Consider the following 17,880-nt stretch of genomic DNA (forward strand, 5'->3'; position numbering starts at 1 on the left):
GAGCATCCGCCTGACTGCCTTCATCAATAAAGAAACGAAGGAACTAAAAAAATGGACGGGAACCTTTCGGTTTTCCGCCCATTTTTTATTTTGGGGACTTATTGGACAGCCCCTTTTGGCGGTGATTTGTCCCAAGGCAAGCATGCCCCCAAAGCAGCCGGAAAAGGAGCGGGTAGGAAAGGCGCAGCAAGCACGCTGCTTGAATAGGCTGAAGTGTTGGGGGCGGTGTTGGCCTCGGGTTCCGACGCCAGCCTTCCCAAGCCGTCGGGACGGAGTCTGTTTGAAAAAGAGACGGCTCGCCTCCCGTCGATACGAAAAAAATTTCCGGATGGCGAGATAGCAAACCTGTTTCTTTGGTGGTGTTTCGGAACCCATTGCCCATTTTCTGAATAGGATGTAAGGCAAAAGCCTAAAACCTTGAAATTCCGGCACCATCACCCACCCCCCATCATAGGATAAGGTGACTCTGTAATCCCTCAACCTTGTTCCTGTAGAGCCCACAAGGAGGGGTGGCACGATTGAAGGGTAGCGACCAAACCAAGCCGTTGTTAACGAATCGCGAAAGAGAAGTGTTTGAACTCTTGGTCCAAGATAAGACAACAAAAGAGATTGCCGGACAACTCTTCATCAGCGAAAAGACTGTGCGCAATCACATCAGCAATGTCATGCAAAAATTAGGTGTCAAAGGTCGATCTCAGGCAGTAGTCGAACTCGTTCGACTTGGCGAACTAGAGATTTGAACCCAGTCCACCCAGCCTCCCTTTTCTTCCCATGGTCGGAAGGGAGGGTTTTTTTATTTGGGGGGAGCGGTTGCAGTCGCAGAGGCTGTTACGCGAACGTAGCGTGAACGTAGCGAGTTGGACATTTACTTGAAAAAGAAAAAGTAAGATATTCACAGCAAATCATTTCCTGCTATGCTCCTGGTAAAATAAGGAGGATAGAATGCGCTTAAACATTGTAGAAACGGAAGAATTTTATATTGCAGGTATCGAAGTTGATATGGGTTTTGATTGGGATGAATTCTTCGAAGCGCCTGACCCTGTCTTGTCAGAGATTGAACATGCAGTGAAAAATAACGTCTATTATTTCTTTTCAGATGGGGAAAAAGATATTTTCGGCAAGCGAGTCAGTTCCATAGAGAATCTCCCGGAGAGGTGTATAGCCGCGAAAATACCTGCGGGGCTTTATTCCAAAGCACCTAATATTTTATCTACATATGAACACGACATGTTTTCAATGACGAATTACGAGATCCTTGATGAGGACGAATATAGCGAATATAGAGAGTTTGTATTTGGCCCAAACGGCAATTATTACATGTACGTTTATCGTTCAGTAGAATACTCGCCAAATATCGTGAATGTGCGCCAGATTCCCGTCTTGCCGGAAGCGAGGGCAAAACAGCTTCGCAAACAGTACATAGAAACATTTTTCGATGTGGACAGTGACCAAATTCGCGGGTTTCTCTATAAAAGATATGTAACATCTCACAGAGGATTCCTTTGGGAATTTCTAGGGAGAGAGACTTGCTTTAAGGGGCTTTCCCTGGCAGAAGCAACCGATTTTTTGAAAAGCAAACCAGAAGTGCTGTTTTTCTGGGATGGGTCAAGTGAGTTAGGGACAAGATTTGCATCCGGCAAAGTGTTTACAATGGATGCAGAAAAATTGATACGATCTTATACGCGTTTCACTTTTGACATGTACCTATTTGACTCTACGATGGACTGGACGATTATTTTTGTTCACGAACAAATTAGCGAGAAACCTAGCGATTGTTATCTCATCAATTGAAATGAAATGGAGACAACGCGCTAAAGGAGCGAAGGGGCTGTCCCTCCAGTCATGGAAAATGACAGAGGAACAGCCCCTTGTATTGTGGGTCGTCCGGAAATGAGGTAAAGGCTTTTAACAGTTGAACGCTCTCCGGGGCATCCCGGCAAAGCCTAATCCTTCCGTATAATCAAATACACAATCAACCCGATCACCGGGAAAAAAAGCAACCCAATCAGCACAATAACGGAAAATTCCTTGCTGTTGCCTCTGCGCCGTGAATCGCGGTAGGCCCAGATGCTGATGAGGATGTTTATCACGTTAAAGAGCAAAAACAACAGCAAGGGCAGTAGCATCACGAGCGTCGGGGAATCGAGCAAAAAACTCATCAATTGAATCACCTGCTTTGTCGGATAAGTCCTGTATCTTTTAATCATACCAAAATTTGGTTGATTCTGCATGTCCAGGCACTTTTTCTACAAGTAGCGGCTCTCGCGCCATTTTGTCTCGTATTCTTTTTTTCCTTCAATCCAGCAAAAGCCTTGCAACGTCAGCCTTGAAAGGAAACAAAAAAACAGATAGGGCAGCAAGCAGCTTCTGATTTCCCGATGGAGCAGATGATGAAACCCCATAGACGGCAACACCTTTTGTTTTGTTGCCAATCATTCGAGCCTGCTGGGGCTGAAAACATTCAAATGCATCCGCGCCATATGTTTCAGGAATTGGTCTTTCGACTCATATAGTTTCGGCAGGCGGTTCATGTATGATGAAACTATGGCGTGTTTTGGCAAAAAACAGGCCAAAGGAAACAGAAAACAGCGGATGAGGGGTCGCAACATGCAGGGGAAAAACAAACGTCTATTACTGGGAATCGCACTACTGGTTGTCATTGTGTTGGGCTTTTGGGGCTATCGTTTGCTGGGGCCTGTTGCGCTGGCGGAAGGATACATGTACGAAGACAACAGCCGGATGGTGTACGCGAAGGCAACAGCGGAAAATGACCAGGTCAATGTTGAAGTGACGCTGTCCAAGCTGCTCGTCGAGGATACGATTCCGCGCTTGCAAACCGAGACAAGCGCCTGGACGGGGACGATGGAAAACAATACGCTTACTCTTCAAGAAAAGAAGACGGGCCAAAAGCTCCAGGCCAAGCTGAGTGCAGACGGACTGCTGTTCCAGGGGCCGTTTGCGCAAGGCGAGCCTACTGAAACCATGCTCACAGCCAGCGACAAGCAGACGTATGATGACAAGCTGGCAGCGTGGACGAAGAGCGTCGAGCAGGAAGCCACACAGAAGAAAAAAGAACTGGAGGAGCAGCAGGCCAAGGAAGCAGCGCGCGTCGCGTTCGCCAAAAAGGTCGAGCAGACAGGAAGGCTTACGGCCGATATGCTGGAGAGCGCCCAATATTTGCAGGAAATCCAGTTCACAGAGGAGTTGCAGTTTTCCAAAGACCAGGTTGTCGAGCTGCAAGGTCTTTTGGACGAGCTGACTACATACGCGAAACAACCTGGTCTGAGCAAAATGGAATACGACGTGATGTCCGGGACGCTCGGCAGCATGAAGGTGCTGGTCGACGGAATGAACGCCATGGAGAACACGATTGCGCAAAAGAAAAAGCGGATACAGGACATTATCGCTGTGCTGGAGACGGATATGAAAGACGCGCAGACGGTGTGGGAGGAAATCAAGGCGAGCGTGACAGATGCAGAGAAGCGGGAAAAGGCGTTGACGGAAGCGGTCAAGACAGGCTCTGATGCAATCGCGCAGGCAAATGAGCGGCTCGGCACACTGGAAAAAGAGCTGGCGAGCGTCAAAGCTTCCGCAAACAGGCTCTACCAGCAGGCAGTAGCCGTGCTCGAACAGACGAGGGTCAAGTACGGCTACTAGCACAAATAGAAGACTCGTGAAAAAAATCAGGCTCAGCTTCCGGACGGCTCGATGCGGCGGAAGGCTGGGCTTTTTTTGCCAAAAAGAATGAACCAGACGTGTATCCGGTAAAAAGCCTACGTGGCACGACGGCAGATGAAGCGGGAAAGCTGGCCGGGGCCGTTTTACAGAGCAAGCTCTCCGCAAATGACTCGATGCAGCAGCGAAGTATCCGGAGCGAATCGGATTTTGTTATTTTCAGATCGGTATTCTTGTATTATCCTTAAACGTATACATCAGCCTTTGTGGCTTGGGTCGGGAGGTTTTTTATGAGCGTTTATGAAAGTATTACAGAGCTGATCGGAAATACGCCTCTCGTTCGCCTGAACCGGATCGTCCCCGAAGGAGCAGCAGAGGTTTGGGTGAAGCTGGAAAAATTCAATCCGTCGGGAAGCGTCAAGGACCGGGCTGCTTACAACCTGATCGCGGAAGCCGAGCGGGAGGGGCTGATTCAGCCGGGTGACACGATTATCGAGCCGACGAGCGGAAACACCGGGATTGGTCTTGCGATGAACGCCGCGGCCAAAGGATACCGGGCGATCCTGGTCATGCCGGACAACATGTCCAAAGAGCGGATCAACCTCTTGAAAGCGTACGGGGCAGAGGTCGTGCTGACGCCGAGCGAATTGCGGATGCCGGGAGCAATTGCCAAGGCGAAGGAGCTTGCGCAGGAGATTCCGCGCAGTTTTATCCCGCAACAGTTTGAAAACAAGGCGAACCCCGATATTCACCGGGTCACGACTGCCCGCGAGATTTTGGCGCAGACGAACGGACAGCTCGACGCTTTTGTCGCAACCGCAGGCACTGGCGGAACGATTACGGGGACAGGCGAAGCGTTGCGCGAGCAGCTCCCGGAGCTGTACATCGCCGTTGTCGAGCCAAAAGGCTCCCCCGTCCTGTCCGGCGGCAAGCCTGGACCGCACAAGCTGGTCGGCACCAGTCCGGGCTTCATTCCGCGCATTTTGAATACGGGCATTTACGACGAGATCATCCAGATTGCAGACGAGGACGCGCTGGACAGCATGCGCAAGCTCGCGGCGCTGGAAGGGATTTTGGTCGGCCCGTCGTCAGGAGCATCGGTGTACGCCGCCATTACGATTGCCAAACGGCTTGGCGCAGGCAAGCGGGTCGTCTGCATCGCGCCGGATACGGGCGAACGGTACTTGAGCATGAATCTTTTTTGACGAAAAAAGCCGCCTTTTCCCTTTTTTCCGAGGGAGAAAGCGGCTTTTTCATGTGCGCTGATCCGCTTGCTGTCGGCCATTTCGGGCCAGTGCCCTCACTTGCCTCTGGACTTAGCCTTGATGACGCGCCTGGTAAGCGAGCAAGGCTCCAATGAACAACTGCCCGGTCTGGAGCATGGAGCGCTCATCGACATCGAATTTCGGGTGGTGGTGCGGATAGGTCGCCTGGATCTTCGGATTGCGGCCTCCTGTCATGAAAAAAGTGGCGGGCCGCTCCTGCGCGAAGTAGGCAAAGTCTTCTCCGCCCATGATCGGCGGTATCTTCAAGACGTTTTCGTCGCCAAAAAGACGCTTGGCTACGGCTTCGACATGCGCAGTTTCCACTTCGTCGTTCCAGGTGGCAGGGTAGCCGCGTTCGTACGTGATTGCACACGTCGCGCCGACAGCCTGGCAGCTCGCCTCTACGATGCGGCGCATGGATTGCTCCACTGCGACGCGCACTTCCTCGTCGTACGTGCGCACGGTTCCTTTGAGGCGCACCTGGTCGGGGATGACGTTGTAGGCTTCGCCGCCTCCAAGGAATGAGCAGACGGACAGAACCACCTGCTTGAGCGGATCGATCTGACGGCTTGCGATTTGCTGCAAGTTCATCACGATCTGGCTGCCGAGCACGATCGGGTCGATCGAGTGGTGCGGGGAAGCGCCGTGGCCGCCTTTTCCGTACAAAATGATTTCGAAGCTGTCCGCAGCTGCGGTTACATAGCCCGGTGCAATCCCAACCTTGCCGACTGGCAGGTCAGAAGCGACGTGCGCACCGAACACCACATCGACGCCTTCTAGGCAGCCTGCTTCGATCATGGCTTTGGCGCCGCCCGGTGGCAGCTCTTCGGCAAATTGATGCAGGAACACGACCGTTCCGGGAATCTCGTCACGGTACTCGCTCAACACTTGCGCGACACCCAAAAGCCCTGCTGTGTGAATGTCGTGGCCGCAGGCGTGCATGACGCCCGGAATGCGCGATTTATACGCGACGTCTTTTTCATCCTGAATCGGCAGGGCGTCAAAGTCGGCGCGCAGGGCGACGGTTTTTCCGGGCTTTCCGCCCTTGAGATAGCCGACGACGCCCATGCCTCCGACACCTGTTTTGACTTCCATGCCAAAGGAAGCGAGCCTGTCTGCTACCTTTTTGGCTGTATTCTCCTCTTTGAAGGAAAGCTCTGGGTACATATGCAGATCACGCCGGAATGAAACAAGTTCAGGGTAAATTTCCTGTAAACGGGCAAACATTTTGTCTTGCATTGGACCCACTCCTTTTTCCTGTGGAAAGAGATTGATAATGCGCAGCAACCTCATTATAAAAATATTGCGAAATATTCTGCAATCTATGCTGAACCGAAGTATGCCCGGCGTGACGGGGGCGGTGGACAGTTTTGTCGTCGTGCGGATCGGCCTTGCACGACGGCTTTTTTATGATGCGCAAATGAAAATGGAAAAGAACCGGATCGAACCGTTTGATGAAAAAGTATTTTTCGTGTTTGATCGACAATTTTCTACAATGGATTGATAGGACTTTTGGCAGGCTTAGCGAAGTCTTTCTTCTCCTGCAATCCGAGAAAAATAGCACAAAAAATGGAAAATCAAACAGTTTGTCCTTTTAGGTCAGATGTCTCAAGAGAAAAATCGTTTTGCGCAGGGATAATTTTCTGTCGAAAGAAATTTTTAGGCTGTTATCAAGATGTATGTAATAATTGTGAATAGTCGGAACTACAGGGGGCGAAATGATAGTCCGGCCAAACCATACAGACAGAAAGAGAGGGTGAACGGCAGTGAAGAAAGGCAAGAAGTTCTTAGCTATTTTATTCTCGTCATCACTTGTGCTGAGTGCATTTGCGGCTGCACCTGCAGCGGGATTGGCCAAGTCGAAAGAGGACAAGCATACCCTGGAGGTGGACTTGTCCACAGTCAATATCGACCGACTGGTAAAAGGGTTGATGGAGCAAGGCGTTATTGATGAGGACGCCGATCAGGAAGAAATCAATGAAGCTTTGCTCGAATATCTCAAGGACAAAAAAGTGCCGCATGGAATCGACAACTCCAGCTCCTTTGGGAAAAAAGCGGAGAAGTCCCAAATGGCAGCCTTGTCGGAGGCGGCAAAGCGGGTGGCAGAGGTCGAGGACCAGGATGAAAGCGAACTGCGAGCCTCCAAACGAGTACATACCGATAACATTGTGGTCGCGCTCGTTGAATTCCCGGATCGGGAGCACAACCAGCTGCCAAAAGAGAACGACACGCTCTGGACGAAGGACTTCAATGAAAAGCACTACCGCGAAATGCTTTTCAACCAAAAGGGCTATACGACGCCAGAAGGCACCAGCATGACGACAATGGCCGAGTACTACTATTTGCAGTCCGGCAGAAGCTGGACGGTAGATGGAGTAGTCACTCCCTGGCAGATGGCGGAAAAGAGCTACAAGTATTACGGCGGAAACAATTCGAGCGGCAACGACGCAGCACCGCGCGATCTGGTCGAAGAAACGCTGGAAGCTGTAGGCAAGGCAATTGCAGGCAGGGAGGAAGAATTCGACCAGCGCGACCCGTACGACCTGGATGGCGATGGCGATCTGATGGAGCCGGACGGCATGCTGGACAACCTGATGCTCGTACATGCCGGTATCGGTGAAGAGACAGGCGAGGATGCAGATGCAATCTGGTCGCACCGTTGGACACTGAAAAAGCCGGTAGAAATCCCAGGCACAAGCCTGAAAGCTTTCGACTATATGATTCAGCCGGAAGACGGCGCACCTGGCGTTTTCGCCCACGAATACGGACACAACCTTGGGCTGCCGGATTTGTATGATACGACGAGACAAGGACACGATTCGCCAGTAGGGGCATGGTCCCTGATGTCTTCTGGTAGCCATACAGGCAAAATTTTCCAAACACAACCAACCGGACTGGATCCGTGGTCCAAGATGATGCTGCAAGAAATGTACGGCGGCAAATGGATTGCTCCGCGCGTCATCGATTATAAGGATCTGGAAAAGAAAAAGAAGACGTTTGGCCTGATTGACGCTTCCAGCACCGAAATGGGTGGAAAAGTTATCAAGCTCAACATGCCGCAGGTCGAAAAAGAACCGCCGACTCAGCCGAAAGACGGGGATTACGCCTACTTCTCCGATGAAGGCGACAACCTGAATACGAAAATGATTTCGGACGTAATCGATCTGACCGGGGCAAGCACGGCGTCCATGAGCTTCGACTCGTGGAGAGCGATTGAAACCGACTACGACTACCTGTATGTCAACGTGATTGATGAGGATACAGGCGAAAGCAAAACGGTAGAGCAATACGACGATGTCACCAAAGGCTGGGAAAAGGAAACAATCAGCCTGAATGATTTTACCGGCAAGAAAATTCGCGTGGAGTTCAACTACGTGACAGATGGCGGTTTGGCACTGCCTGGCTTCTACCTCGACAACTTTGAAGTGGAAGCGGACGGCGAAGTCATTTTTGCCGACGACGCCGAGGGCGACCTGAAGTTCGAACTGGATGGCTTCGTTCACTTCGACGGCAAAGGAAAATTGTACGACGCGTACTACCTGATCGAGCTGCGCTCTCATGAAGGCGTGGACGAAGGTCTGAAATACTTCCGCCGCGGCAACTCGTTCTTCTCTTACGACCCAGGCATGGTGATCTGGTACTATGACGGCCGCTACGGCAAAACAGAAGACAACAACACAAGCCAGCATCCAGGCTACGGCATGCTCGGCGTAGTCGATGCGCATCAGGAAGTGCGCTACTGGAACAACGACGAAGGAAACAAAGACGCGATTGCCGATTCCCGCTACCAGGTGAACGACGCGGCATTCAGCCCGAACAAGACGTCTGGTATGAATCTCGATTATATTTTCGGCACCATGAAATACCCGTCGCTCAAGGGAGTGACCACGTTCGACGACAGCAACGACTACTCGATGCCGGAAGTGCCGGAGGTCGGAAAAATCCTTCCGCAAATCGGACTGCAAATCAAATTGAAGCGTGTAACGAAGAAGTTCACCGACGCGTCGGTTGAGCTGTCCTTGAAAAAATAAGCAAAACGAAAGACGCCTGTCAGCGCTTGGCCGATGCCAGGCGTCTTTTTTTGTGGAAAAAGGAAATGGCCTCTAAATGTTCCCTGACAGTCCGAGCGTTTCAGGTCTAAGCCCGCCCTCCTTGCAATAGGTTAGTAACAACGAACGACAAGCTGCCCGAAATGATTTGCGCGAAAGAAAGACAACCTTTGAGCTGGAAAAAGCGAGCCCGCGCCCGGCAGCAAGGGGGGGATTGTTCATGCTGCACATCGTAGCTTGCATCAAGCAGGTGCCGGACACGAAGGTCATCAAGATGAATCCGAAAACAAACACGATGGATCGTGCCAGCGCACCCGCGATTCTCAACCCGTATGACGCACACGCGGTAGAGGAAGCAGTCCGGTTGAAAAAGCGTTATGGAGGCGTAGTTTCCGTGGTGACGATGGGGCCGCCGCCAGCCGTAAAAGCGATTCGCAAATGTGTGGAGATCGGCGCAGACGCAGGCTATCTGGTGACGGATCGCGCGTTTGCCGGGGCGGATACGCTGGCGACGAGCTATGCCATTACCAAGGCAATTGAAAAAATCGCCGAAACACAGCCTGTTGATCTGGTTATCTGCGGGAAGATGACGATTGACGGCGATACGGGCCAGGTCGGTCCGGGAGTGGCAAGAAGACTCGATATACCTCCGCTCACCAACGTCAAAAAAGTGGTAGAGGTAAACAAGGAGAAAGGCTATGCCATCGTGCACCGCAAGCTGGAAGACGGCTATGAGGTCGTCCAGTCTGCCTTGCCCTGCCTTTTTTCTGTCGAAAAGGAAATCAATGAGGTGCCGTACTCGCCGTTGCCGAACATGCTGCGCGCGGCCCGGTACAATCCGGTTGTCTGGTCGGTAAACGACCTTGGAGACATCGACCGGAACCTGCTCGGCCTGAAAGGCTCGCCGACGATTGTGGCGAAGGTATGGCCGCCGGAAAAGCCAAAGGGAGGGGAAATGCTGGAGGGCACCCCCAAGGAGCAGGTCGAGCGCTTGATGGAAATCCTGAAAGAAAAACAGGCGTTGTTTCGCGTGAAGGAGGGGCAGGCATGAATCTGGACGATTATCGGGGCATCTGGGTCTATCTGGAAGTACGGGAAGGACGTATTGCACCCGTGTCGCTCGAATTGCTTGGGGCTGGCCGGCAAATGGCCGACAAACGCGGTGTGCCGCTCGCAGGTCTTTTGATCGGAGATGGCGTGAGGGAGCTGGCACAAACCGTGTTTCCGTACGGGGCGGACCAGGTGTACGTCTACGACGACCGTATTTTTGCCGATTACCGCACGGAGTCGTACATGCGAGCCGTGATCGAGTGCGTACAGAAGCACAAACCGGAAATTTTGTTGTACGGAGCGACCTCCACAGGCAAGGACTTGGCGAGCGCTGTTGCGACCGACCTGGAGACAGGGCTGACGGCCGATACGACGATGCTTGACGTCAATGCGGAGACAGGGCTGCTCGAAGCCAGCCGTCCGGCGTTTGGCGGAAACATTATGGCGACGATTTTGTGCAAGAAGCACCGTCCGCAAATGGCGACGGTCCGCCCGAAGGTCATGAAGGCGATGGAGCCTGACTTCACGCGCACGGGCGAGGTGATCCGCGAGAGCATCCAGCTTGCAGAAGAGGACATTCGCACAAAAGTCTTGAAAGTCGTGCGGGAAACAAGGGAAAAGGTCAGGCTGGACGAAGCGGACGTCATCGTGGCGGGAGGAAAAGGGCTGGGGAGCAAGGAAGGCTTTGCGCTCATCCACCGTTTCGCGGAAGCCATCGGAGCGACAGTTGGAGCGAGCAGGGATGCCGTCGAGGCGGGATGGATCGATCATGCCCATCAGGTCGGGCAGACAGGGGTGACGGTGACGCCGAAAATTTATTTTGCCATCGGAATATCCGGCGCAATCCAGCATCTGGTCGGCATGCGTAACGCCGGACTGATTATTGCGATCAACAAAGACCCGAACGCGCCGATTTTTCAGGCGTGCCACTACGGGATTGTGGGAGATGCCTTTGAGATTGTGCCGTTACTAATGGAGGCGTTCCAGAAGGAGCCGGACAGGGAGGTTACGTATGGCTGAGAAATTTGATGTGATTGTCGTTGGTGCAGGTCCGGCCGGAACCGCATGCGCCTACACATTGGCGAAGGCGGGCGTCAATGTGCTGTTGATGGAGCGCGGCGAATACCCAGGGTCGAAAAACGTGATGGGGGGAGTGCTCTACTGCAAGACAATGGAAGACATCATCCCCGGATTTTACAAGGAGGCGCCGGTTGAGCGTCCCATCGTCGAGCAGCGCTTCATGATGCTGGATAAGGAATCCGCCGTAAGCTTCAGCTACAAAGGTCTGGAGTGGGCAAAGGAGCCTTACAACAACTTTACGGTGCTGCGGGCCAAATTCGACCAGTGGTTTGCGGAAAAGGCGGTGCAGCAAGGGGCGCTTTTGCTCAACGAGACGGTCGCGTTGTCTTGTATCGTCGAGGATGGCAAAGTGGTGGGGATCAAGACAGACCGCCCGGATGGAGACGTCTACGCCGATGTGGTCGTCCTCGCAGACGGGGTCAATTCGCTTTTGGCCAAATCACTTGGCTTTCACAAGGAGTTTCGCCCGGACGAAGTCGCGCTGGCCGTCATGGAAGTGCTCAAGCTGGACCGCAAAATCATCGAGGAGCGCTTCAATCTGGAAGGCGACAACGGCTGCACGATCGAGATTTTCGGCGACTCGACCAAAGGGATTCTCGGCACAGCCTGGCTGTACACGAACAAGGACAGTCTGAACATCGGCGTGGGCACGATGCTGTCCGGGCTGATTAAGCACAAGATCAAGCCGTATGAGCTATTGGATTACGTCAAGAACCACCCGATGATTCGCCCGTACCTGCAAGGCTGCGAGCAGCAGGAGTACCTGGCTCACCTCATCCCGGAAGGCGGCTACCGCTCCATGCCCAAAATTGTCGGCAACGGCGTGCTCGTCGTTGGCGACGCTGCGCAGCTCGTCAATGCCATTCATCGCGAAGGCTCGAACATGGCAATGGCATCCGGAGTCATGGCGGCCGAAGCGATTTTGGCCGCCAGAGAAGCGGGAGATTACTCGGAAAAAATGCTGGAATCGTACCGCACCAATCTGTTGAACAGCTTCGTCGGCCAGGATTTGAAAAAGTACAAGGACGCCACGCATCATTTTGAAAAGTCGCCGCACTACTTCGAGCAGTACATCCCGATGATGAACCGGGTGGCCAGCCAGATGTTCACGGTGGATGGAAGCTCGAAGTGGAGCAAGCAGAAAAAAATATGGAGCGACCTGGGCAGCGCCAGGGACAAGTGGAAGATGGCACGCGATCTGATGAATGCATGGAGGGTGATGAAGTGATGACGCAAATACCCAAAGGGCAATCGATCGAGGAAAAGCAGTACCTGGTTCGCTTCAAGGCCGACACGCAGTCGCATCTGCACGTGTTGAACGCTGATGTGTGCGCGACGCAGTGCCCGGATAAGCTCTGTACGATCTTTTGTCCGGCGGAGGTGTACAAGTGGGAAGAGGTGCGCATGCACGTAGGATACGAAGGTTGCCACGAATGTGGAAGCTGCCGCATCGGCTGTCCACACGAGAACATCAAGTGGGAATACCCGAAGGGCGGCCACGGGATCATTTTCAGACTGGGATAATGGGCGGCGATACAGGTGATTCAAGTAGGGGATTTGGTCGTATTCGCGAAGGATGGTGCCAGAGGTGTCGTCATCAGCATCGACGAGGAACGGTGTCAGGTGCTGTGGGAGGATGATTTTGTCAGTTGGGAACAGCGTGAATGGCTGATCGTCACCAAAATGGAACAGACAGAACAGCGGGAGCGATGACCCGCCGTTCTGCCTGTTTTTTTGACTGAATCGGATAGATGGACTCTATTCAAGCTGGAGAGGGCACGAAAAGGCGGTTGCCCCCCAAATGCGGTAACATCCGAGTGCAGGTTTTGGCGAAGCAAGGGAGACGATGAGATAGGCGGCTTCGGGATAGTTGGCGTAGGCGATGTCTTCGATGGATGGAACAGGCGGAGCAGTTGGATGGGAATGGTAAATTCCGACCAGCTTTTCCCCCCGGAAAGCGATTTTTTGCAGCACCTTCTGGATTTGCCGTGTGTTCATGGCAAAAGCGTCGGGGCGCTTCAAAATGTTTTCCATCCGCCAGATCGTTTGCGCGCTGCCGTTCCTTCCCGAAAGCAGGCCGCATGCCTCATACGGTTTTTCTTCCTGGCAATGCCGGATCATTTCATCCCACACAGAACGGGTCATGGAAAAGGGTACTTTTATTGCCTTAGCCTCGCCAACGCCTGCCGCAGCATCCCCCGGTTGTTTTGGTTTGGACAAAGGGCTTGACGTTGTGCACGGGCCCGGATTTTGGCAGTGGCGATGGCGGCATTCCCAACGGCCGCATGCCTTGGTGAACAGGGCGTTGCTGGCGTTGATTGTAAAGTGCGCGGAGTTGATCTGGTGTCATGGATATCCCTCCCTTTCTGTACTGTACTATGTTTTATTCAGCAAGGCTGCGAGTGGTAACGGCTATCGCACATTGGAGCAGGTCACTTGAACGGGTTGAATGTGTTCCCCTGCTGGGTGTACGGCGGCATCTGGAACGGCAAGGGAGTAGAGGAAGAGACGATCCCCGTCGACTGACTGCTGCTTGGCAACTGGCTCAACGCCTTGTTCGCCCGCGCTTCCTTTTGGCTGAAGTCTTTTATGGCTTGTCTGTATTTCTCCTCTTTTTCCTGATGCTCCTTGACAAGCTGTTTCAGTCCGGCGACTGTCTTTTTCAAGACAAGCTCCTGGGTGGTGATTTGTTCAAGCTGCTTTTCTTTTTCCATCAGTTGTTGTTTAAACGACTGGATGGTGTCTTCGAGGCGTTTGTTCCAACTGCTCTCATCCGCCTGCTGCTGGGCCAGCTTTCTTTCGGCGTCGCGCAACTGCTGCAGCGTCTGGTCGTGCTTGTCGCGCAGCTCCTGATAGGTCTGGTGCGCGGCTTGCAGTTCAGCGTCTTTTTGCGCAAGGGTCTGTTTCCATGATTGCTCCTGCTGTTCCCAGTGGGAGATGCTCGCTTCTAGTTGTTGCTGCTGTGCCAAAAGCTGTGTTTCATGGTTGCGGGCGGCTTCGAGTTGTTGGGTAGTGGATTCGAGTTGGGTTGAAGTGGCTTCGAGTTGTTGGGTAGTGTTTTCGAGTTGCTGGAAAGTATCTTCGAGCTGCTTTGTTGTCGTCTCCAGTTGGCGGGTCGTAGCATCGAGTTGCGAAGAGGTGCTTTGCCATTGTGTGGTTGTTTCTTCCAATTTTTTGCTCATTTCATCGAGCTGAAGTGAAGCGGTGTGCAACTGTTGCAGCGCTTGGTCGTGCTTGTCGTCCAGTTCCTGGTAGGCCTGCTGAGCAGTTTGGAGTTCGGCGTCTTTTTGTGCAAGGGTCATTTTCCAGGCTTGCTCCTGTTGTTCCCAGTACGCGATACTCGCTTCGAGTTGTTGCTGATGTGTCAAAAGTTGTGCTTCGTGATCGCGTGCCGCTTGGAGTTGGTGGGAAGTATCTTCGAGTTGCTCGGTTATTGCCTCCAGTTGGCGTGTCGTAGCATCAAGCTGGGAAGAGGTGTTTTGCCATTGCGTCGTTGCTTCTTCCAGTTGTTTGCTCATTTCATCGAGTTGCTGCGAAGCGGTGCTCAGTTGCTGCAGCGTCTGGTCGTGCTGGTCGCTCAGTTCCTGATAGGCTTGGTGAGTGGCTTGCAACTCGGCGTCTTTTTGCGCAAGGGTCTGTTTCCATGAATGCTCCTGCTGTTCCCAGTGGGAGATGCTCGCTTCGAGCTGTTGCTGCTTCGCCAATAGCTGTGCTTCGTGGTCGCGGGCGGCTTCGAGTTGGTGAGAAGTATCTGCGAGTTGTTGGGTAGTATCCTCAAGCTGCTTGGTTACAGCCTCCAGTTGGTGGTTTGTAGCATCGAGCTGCGAAGAGGTGCTTTGCCATTGCATGGTGGTGTCTTCGAGTTGTTTGCTCATTTCATCAAGCTGCTGCGAAGCGGTGCTTAGTTGCTGCAGCGTTTGGTCGTGCTGGTCGCTCAGTTCCTGATAAGCCTGTTGAGCAGTTTGCAGCTCGGCATCCTTTTGCTCCAGGGTCAGATTCCAAGAGTGCGCCTGTTGTTCCCAGTGGGCGATATTCGCTTCGAGCTGTTGCTGCTGTGTCAAAAGCTGTGCTTCTTGGTCGCGGGCGGCTTCGAGTTGTTCGGTTGTTGCCTCCAGTTGGCGGGTTGTCGCATCGAGCTGGGAAGAGGTGTTTTGCCATTGCGTCGTTGCTTCTTCCAGTTGTTTGCTCATTTCATCGAGTTGCTGGGAAGCGGTGTTCAGTTGTTGAAGTGTCTGGTCGTGCTTGTCGTTCAGTTCCAGATAGGCCTGGTGAGTGGCTTGCAACTCGGCGTCTTTTTGCGCAAGGGTCTGTTTCCAGGCTTGCTCCTGCTGCTCCCAGTGGGAGATGTTCGTTTCGAGTTGTTGAGAAGTATCTGCGAGTTGTCGGGAAGTGGCTTCGAGCTGCTCTGAAGCGGTGTTCAGTTGCTGCAGCGTCTGGTCGTGCTGATCGCTCAGTTCCTGATAGCTTTGGCGAGCGGCTTGCAACTCGGCATCCTTTTGTTGCAGTTGCTCTTGCAAGTGCTCCAACTGGGTGAGGTGCTCCTGCTCGATTTGCTGCGCGCTCTCGTATTCGGTGTGCATATGGTCAAACGCTTTTTTCCATGATTGTTCCTGTTGCTCCAGCCGGGTAATCGTCGCAAGCAATTGCTCGCGTTCCGCAAGCAGTTCTTCCATATTACTGCGTTGCTGTTGCTGCTCTTCCTGCAGTTTGGCATGGATTTGCTCCTGGGAGGCGATCACCTTCGTCAATTCTGCTTCTTTTTGCCGCGCGCTTTCCAGTTGCTTGAGCACTTGCTCGTTCGCAGACTCGATTGCTTTCAACTCAGACAGCCGCTCTTCCCATTGCGCTTCTTTTTTCTCGAAGCTCTCGACCTTGCGCTGCAGCAGTTCGATATGCTCCCGCAAGTGGGCTTCCTGGGCCTCATGCTTGGCGAGCGCCTCTGCCAGACTCGGGGACTGTTCCAGGTTGTGTATTTCTTGTTGCAACTCTTCGATCGTTTGTTTCAGTTTGCCTTCCCGGTCTTTATAGACAGCAATGGCCTTTTCGCGTTGCTGCAGCAGGTTCTGGTAATGGTCGAGCTTCGTCTCCAACTCGGTGAGCAGCTTTTGCGACTGTTCGGTGTACTGTTGCCATTCCATCGCTTTCTCGTCCAGCGTGGAAAGTGTCTGCTGCAATTCCTCCAGTTGGATTCGGTATTCCTGGTTTTCCTGGCTGAGCGCTTCTATCTGTTCTTCAAGCTCCGCGACGCGCTGGCCTAGCTGGATTGCTTTGTCTTCGTAGTAGTAGGCCTGTTTTTTCAGCAAAAGGAGCTTCTCGTTTCCGGCTTTTGGCTTTTTTGTGCTGGAGGTTCTCTTTTTAAGCACCGTGTTGTCCTCCTTTTTTGCGTAAGATGATCCTCTATAGACATATGTAAGGCATGCCAAATGGTGCATGTATCCTGGTAGAGCAGGCAAAAACGCAAAAAAGGGAGAAGCCATGGTCTTCTCCCGGTAAAACACAGTTTTTGAGCGAAGCGTCTTTATGGTGAGGTGATAACGATATCCTGGAAGGTGATGCAGTCGCGTACCAGCAGTTGCTCGTCTGGAACGACAGTGATGTTGGCAGTGAAGACCAGGACACCGTTGGAATCGGTCAGTGTAAAGATGATGACGTCTGGCAGGCCGAGGCCGGTTTCGGCGAGAGTCAGCGAGTAGGTCATGACCTCCTGGACGCCGGTTGCGGTAAATGTTCTTACCCCGGTACCAGTTACGACGAGACCACTCAACAGCTCGATGCCTGGCAGGACGGTAATGCATGTCGGCGAACTGATCGAAGTTGGCGAGAAGCTGAAGCTTTGGTCGCCCAACAGTTCAGTAATGACAGTGTCAAAGAAGTTAAAGGTGAACGAGCTGCTGGATGGATCGCAGCTTGGGCAGATGTCGGCGATCAGTTGAATTGTACCGACGGCGACTTCGAGCGGGATACCGATACTGATCGAAATGTTCGGAATCAGTGCGTTCACGGATGCCTGGCAATCGCAGTTGCGAACTGGGAAGATTGGCGGGCATTGCGGCGGGAACGAGATCGGCGGGCAACGGAAGGAAGGTGTTGGCGATGGTACAGGAATGTTGTTAGGACGTGGCGAGCAGAATTTGGCCAGCACTTCCAGTTTGACTTCCGCTTCGACCTGGATTTCCACGCAGACAATGACATCGAGTTGAACCATGCCGCCAAGGAGAACGTTTCCGGTTGGGCTGCACTCCAGGGCGCTGATGCGGCAAACGATGTTGTCCTCGTTAAGCGGTTCAGGCAGGCAGAGCACGACTTCCTGATCGAACTGGACGGTTGTCGTAAATTCGCAGAGTGGCGTTCCGTCTGCGAAAACACGTACGATAACAGTCGCACTGAACACGAATCGGACGACACCTACGCGAACGGTGGTTCCGTTGACGGTGATGTTTTCACGGCGAATGCTGACGACATTGCAGGTAGGTCCGGGAGATACAGGCTCCACGCACGAAATGGTAATATCTTGCCCTGCACGAATAGCTGCGTCCACAAGAGCTCGACAATCGTCGGGAAGGGCAATCTTGTTTCGGTAGCTGTTAGCAAGAACGACCCAGTCATACACCTTTTGGACGCGAATGCACTCTTCCTGAAGGTTGTTCGGAGTAGGAGGAGTGGCGGTCGGCGTCGGTGTAGGGAGCTGGCGACCCATAATGGGCTTCACAGGATGTTTCACCGTATGAATCCTTCCTTTCCTGAGGGATTTGCTTTGCAGT

18 protein-coding genes are annotated in these 17,880 nt (G+C 52.9%); 11 read left to right on the top strand and 7 right to left on the bottom strand.

All coding sequences use genetic code 11. The features are described from left to right. On the bottom strand, positions 1 to 435 hold a 435-nt coding region (locus EDM57_RS23600; protein WP_211338296.1), incomplete at its 3' end, for a hypothetical protein. 83 nt (positions 436 to 518) lie between these two features. Here EDM57_RS23600 and EDM57_RS22055 point away from each other — a divergent pair. Together EDM57_RS22055 and EDM57_RS22060 are read left to right on the top strand one after the other, a co-directional pair. Next, positions 519 to 740 carry a helix-turn-helix domain-containing protein gene (locus EDM57_RS22055; protein ID WP_003387736.1) on the top strand — a complete coding sequence of 74 codons (222 nt, stop codon included), beginning with the start codon at positions 519 to 521 and terminating at the stop codon, positions 738 to 740. 202 nt (positions 741 to 942) lie between these two features. Then, the gene (locus EDM57_RS22060) at positions 943 to 1,791 is read left to right on the top strand and encodes a hypothetical protein (protein ID WP_122906827.1); all 849 of its coding nucleotides are present in this window, start codon (positions 943 to 945) and stop codon (positions 1,789 to 1,791) included. A 152-nt stretch (positions 1,792 to 1,943) separates the two neighbouring features. Here the strand turns inward: EDM57_RS22060 and EDM57_RS22065 are convergent, their stop codons facing one another. Beyond that, positions 1,944 to 2,159, bottom strand: a complete 216-nt coding sequence (locus EDM57_RS22065) for a PLDc N-terminal domain-containing protein (RefSeq protein ID WP_122906828.1) — start codon at positions 2,157 to 2,159, stop codon at positions 1,944 to 1,946. A 136-nt stretch (positions 2,160 to 2,295) separates the two neighbouring features. Beyond that, positions 2,296 to 2,436 (bottom strand): hypothetical protein, encoded by a 141-nt coding sequence (locus tag EDM57_RS23495; RefSeq protein ID WP_170163493.1) that lies wholly within the window; start codon positions 2,434 to 2,436, stop codon positions 2,296 to 2,298. Positions 2,437 to 2,607: 171 nt separating this feature from the next. On the opposite strand from EDM57_RS23495, the gene EDM57_RS22070 reads away from it, so the two are divergent. Both EDM57_RS22070 and cysK read left to right on the top strand, forming a co-directional pair. Next, complete coding sequence (locus EDM57_RS22070; RefSeq protein WP_122906862.1) at positions 2,608 to 3,657, top strand: hypothetical protein; 1,050 nt, start codon at positions 2,608 to 2,610, stop codon at positions 3,655 to 3,657. Between the two features lie 308 nt (positions 3,658 to 3,965). Further along, complete coding sequence (cysK, locus tag EDM57_RS22075; RefSeq protein WP_122906829.1) at positions 3,966 to 4,880, top strand: cysteine synthase A; 915 nt, start codon at positions 3,966 to 3,968, stop codon at positions 4,878 to 4,880. A 111-nt stretch (positions 4,881 to 4,991) separates the two neighbouring features. Here cysK and EDM57_RS22080 read toward each other — a convergent pair whose 3' ends face one another. Then, complete coding sequence (locus EDM57_RS22080) at positions 4,992 to 6,179, bottom strand: amidohydrolase (RefSeq protein ID WP_122906830.1); 1,188 nt, start codon at positions 6,177 to 6,179, stop codon at positions 4,992 to 4,994. Between the two features lie 37 nt (positions 6,180 to 6,216). Between EDM57_RS22080 and EDM57_RS22085 the strand changes: the two genes are divergently transcribed. The 7 genes from EDM57_RS22085 to EDM57_RS23500 all read left to right on the top strand — a co-directional run bounded on the left by EDM57_RS22085 (position 6,217) and on the right by EDM57_RS23500 (position 12,832). Beyond that, complete coding sequence (locus EDM57_RS22085; RefSeq protein WP_122906831.1) at positions 6,217 to 6,444, top strand: hypothetical protein; 228 nt, start codon at positions 6,217 to 6,219, stop codon at positions 6,442 to 6,444. Positions 6,445 to 6,706: 262 nt separating this feature from the next. After that, complete coding sequence (locus EDM57_RS22090; protein WP_122906832.1) at positions 6,707 to 8,971, top strand: immune inhibitor A domain-containing protein; 2,265 nt, start codon at positions 6,707 to 6,709, stop codon at positions 8,969 to 8,971. Positions 8,972 to 9,209: 238 nt separating this feature from the next. Continuing rightward, complete coding sequence (locus EDM57_RS22095; protein WP_122906833.1) at positions 9,210 to 10,040, top strand: electron transfer flavoprotein subunit beta/FixA family protein; 831 nt, start codon at positions 9,210 to 9,212, stop codon at positions 10,038 to 10,040. Continuing rightward, positions 10,037 to 11,059: an electron transfer flavoprotein subunit alpha/FixB family protein gene (locus tag EDM57_RS22100; RefSeq protein ID WP_122906834.1), complete on the top strand. Its 1,023-nt coding sequence runs from the start codon at positions 10,037 to 10,039 to the stop codon at positions 11,057 to 11,059. Before EDM57_RS22095 ends, EDM57_RS22100 begins: the two co-directional genes overlap by 4 nt. Next, complete coding sequence (locus tag EDM57_RS22105; RefSeq protein WP_122906835.1) at positions 11,052 to 12,347, top strand: FAD-dependent oxidoreductase; 1,296 nt, start codon at positions 11,052 to 11,054, stop codon at positions 12,345 to 12,347. The genes EDM57_RS22100 and EDM57_RS22105 overlap by 8 nt, the downstream gene beginning before the upstream one ends. Next, a complete protein-coding gene (locus EDM57_RS22110; protein ID WP_122906836.1) occupies positions 12,347 to 12,643 on the top strand; it encodes a ferredoxin family protein in 297 nt (98 codons plus the stop codon). Before EDM57_RS22105 ends, EDM57_RS22110 begins: the two co-directional genes overlap by 1 nt. A 15-nt stretch (positions 12,644 to 12,658) precedes the next feature. Further along, complete coding sequence (locus EDM57_RS23500; protein WP_170163494.1) at positions 12,659 to 12,832, top strand: hypothetical protein; 174 nt, start codon at positions 12,659 to 12,661, stop codon at positions 12,830 to 12,832. Positions 12,833 to 12,877: 45 nt separating this feature from the next. On the opposite strand, the gene EDM57_RS22115 is transcribed toward EDM57_RS23500, so the two are convergent. The 3 genes from EDM57_RS22115 to EDM57_RS22125 form a co-directional block, all read right to left on the bottom strand. Continuing rightward, positions 12,878 to 13,264 carry a M67 family metallopeptidase gene (locus EDM57_RS22115; RefSeq protein WP_122906837.1) on the bottom strand — a complete coding sequence of 129 codons (387 nt, stop codon included), beginning with the start codon at positions 13,262 to 13,264 and terminating at the stop codon, positions 12,878 to 12,880. 287 nt (positions 13,265 to 13,551) lie between these two features. Further along, on the bottom strand, positions 13,552 to 16,482 hold the full coding sequence (locus EDM57_RS22120; RefSeq protein ID WP_122906838.1) for a hypothetical protein: 2,931 nt from the start codon (positions 16,480 to 16,482) through the stop codon (positions 13,552 to 13,554). A gap of 155 nt (positions 16,483 to 16,637) precedes the next feature. Then, on the bottom strand, positions 16,638 to 17,840 hold the full coding sequence (locus EDM57_RS22125; protein ID WP_122906839.1) for a BMQ_0737 family morphogenetic spore coat protein: 1,203 nt from the start codon (positions 17,838 to 17,840) through the stop codon (positions 16,638 to 16,640). Positions 17,841 to 17,880: the final 40 nt, after the last annotated feature.

Source organism: Brevibacillus gelatini (assembly GCF_003710935.1).
Taxonomy (GTDB): Bacteria; Bacillota; Bacilli; order Brevibacillales; family Brevibacillaceae; genus Brevibacillus; species Brevibacillus gelatini.

Coding starts and splice junctions, on each gene's coding strand:
- EDM57_RS22110 (WP_122906836.1), top strand. CDS start 12,347: ATGACGCAAATACCCAAAGGGCAATCGATCGAGGAAAAGCAGTACCTG.
- EDM57_RS22105 (WP_122906835.1), top strand. CDS start 11,052: ATGGCTGAGAAATTTGATGTGATTGTCGTTGGTGCAGGTCCGGCCGGA.
- EDM57_RS22100 (WP_122906834.1), top strand. CDS start 10,037: ATGAATCTGGACGATTATCGGGGCATCTGGGTCTATCTGGAAGTACGG.
- EDM57_RS22095 (WP_122906833.1), top strand. CDS start 9,210: ATGCTGCACATCGTAGCTTGCATCAAGCAGGTGCCGGACACGAAGGTC.
- EDM57_RS22115 (WP_122906837.1), bottom strand. CDS start 13,264: ATGACCCGTTCTGTGTGGGATGAAATGATCCGGCATTGCCAGGAAGAA.
- cysK (WP_122906829.1), top strand. CDS start 3,966: ATGAGCGTTTATGAAAGTATTACAGAGCTGATCGGAAATACGCCTCTC.
- EDM57_RS22085 (WP_122906831.1), top strand. CDS start 6,217: ATGCGCAGCAACCTCATTATAAAAATATTGCGAAATATTCTGCAATCT.
- EDM57_RS22065 (WP_122906828.1), bottom strand. CDS start 2,159: ATGAGTTTTTTGCTCGATTCCCCGACGCTCGTGATGCTACTGCCCTTG.
- EDM57_RS22080 (WP_122906830.1), bottom strand. CDS start 6,179: ATGCAAGACAAAATGTTTGCCCGTTTACAGGAAATTTACCCTGAACTT.
- EDM57_RS22060 (WP_122906827.1), top strand. CDS start 943: ATGCGCTTAAACATTGTAGAAACGGAAGAATTTTATATTGCAGGTATC.
- EDM57_RS22070 (WP_122906862.1), top strand. CDS start 2,608: ATGCAGGGGAAAAACAAACGTCTATTACTGGGAATCGCACTACTGGTT.
- EDM57_RS23495 (WP_170163493.1), bottom strand. CDS start 2,436: ATGATTGGCAACAAAACAAAAGGTGTTGCCGTCTATGGGGTTTCATCA.